The sequence below is a fragment of the Microcystis sp. M53603_WE2 genome (genome assembly GCF_030065435.1).
Window position 1 is genome coordinate 1 of record NZ_JASJFF010000821.1, and the last position, 1,693, is coordinate 1,693.

At 42.9% G+C, this 1,693-nt stretch carries 1 protein-coding gene and 1 pseudogene; both read left to right on the top strand.

The window, feature by feature from the left end:
* Positions 1–138, top strand: a pseudogene (locus PX481_RS17520) (apocytochrome f); the annotation flags it as partial.
* Between the two features lie 133 nt (positions 139–271).
* The gene (locus PX481_RS17525; RefSeq protein WP_149975306.1) at positions 272–1,333 is read left to right on the top strand and encodes a mannose-1-phosphate guanylyltransferase; all 1,062 of its coding nucleotides are present in this window, start codon (positions 272–274) and stop codon (positions 1,331–1,333) included.
* Positions 1,334–1,693 lie beyond the last annotated feature (360 nt).

Consider the following 1,693-nt stretch of genomic DNA (forward strand, 5'->3'; position numbering starts at 1 on the left):
ACGGAAGTTGTCCTACAAAATCCCGGCCGGATCAAAGGATTAGTTTTATTCCTCGGTGGTATTATGCTCTGCCAAATCCTCTTAGTTATTAAGAAAAAACAAGTGGAAACAGTACAAGCGGCCGAAATGAATTTCTAATCGTAATATTTCGGTTATTTTTGCTAGAAAGCGGGTTATTTGCCCGCTTTTTAGCTTTGAGTCAGGAAAACGCTCACCCCTCGCTGCCGTCTGATACAATCGGTTCAGCTTAACCGATAAGTGTCAATTTTTTATGAATCAGTCGCTTGTTCCAGTCATTCTCGCCGGGGGTAAAGGGGAACGTTTTTGGCCCCTCAGTCGTCTAGCGCGTCCGAAACAGTTTCTCTGTCTTGATGGTAGTGGTCGCAGTCTTTTACAAGCAACGGCCGATCGTCTATTATCTTTAGGGGCAGGTTGGGAAAATCTCTGGGTAATTACCGCTAGTGCGATCGCTGATGGTGTCCGCGAACAACTGCCCGATTTACCGGAGAGTAACCTATTAGTGGAACCGGTGGGCAAGGATACGGCCCCGGCTGTGACTTGGGCGACTTTAGAAGTGATAAAACGTTATGGTAAGGAAGTGGCGATCGGTTTTTTTCCTGCCGATCATTATATTGGTAATCAAGAGGCTTATATTAACACTTTAAAAGCGGCCGTAGAAGTGGCCGTCAGCCAAAAAGCGATCGTTACTTTAGGGATTAAACCCGATTATCCCTCCACCGGTTACGGTTATATTGAACAGGGAGAAAATCAGGGCGAATTTAATGGTTTACCCGTCTATAAAGTGAGTCGTTTTACGGAAAAACCTGATCGCACCACGGCCGAAAAATTCCTAGAAACGGGACTTTTTAGCTGGAATAGCGGAATGTTTATCTTTCAGGGACAAGTGGTTTTAGAGGAGCTAAAAACCCACGCTAATAATATTTTACAACCTCTGATCGATCGGGGCATCGCTGCCTATGAGGATTTAGAGAAAAAAAGTATCGATTATGCTTTGATGGAAAAAACCCAACTCGCTTACGTTTTACCCGCTAATTTCGGTTGGGATGATCTGGGAGATTGGAATTCTCTGGAAAGATTACTAGAAGCAAAGGGCAAAAATATTGAACTGGCCAATCATGTCGGTTTGGATACGGAAGGCTCTATTATCTATGCTAGTGATGAGGAAGAAGTGATCGTTACTATTGGTTTAAAAGATCTGGTAATTGTTCGCGACGGTAAAGCAACTCTCGTTGTCCACAAAGATCGTACCCAAGATATTAAACAAGTTCTCAAGCAATTACAAACCGATCCCAAATTGGAGAAATTGTTATAGGATCGATAAGTACCTAAGCAAAATTAATTAAGTAGTCGGACATAAATTCTGTTGTCTATCTTAAGAAATGTAAATTGCCGCAATTCTTACTGACTACTGACTTGAAAGTGGCAAGTGGGGAGAATACACAAAAGCTGTCTCCTGTCTCCTGTCTCCTTACCCCACAGTTAACTTTACTTTTGTCCAACTACTTAATACCGTGTTCTCACTCCCCCAAACCAGTCAAAGACAAAAAGAAATCCTTGAGATAGTTCTCGGCAACGGTTGGGACTATATGCGCGGGGTTTTAACCCTAGGAAAAACAGAAAATCCCCAGATTCCCACCCCAGAAGTTCTCAAAAAAATCCTTGTGGAATTGGG

Bases quoted from the DNA above. Each gene is read 5' to 3' on its own strand.
- PX481_RS17525 (WP_149975306.1), top strand. From the start codon at position 272: ATGAATCAGTCGCTTGTTCCAGTCATTCTCGCCGGGGGTAAAGGGGAA.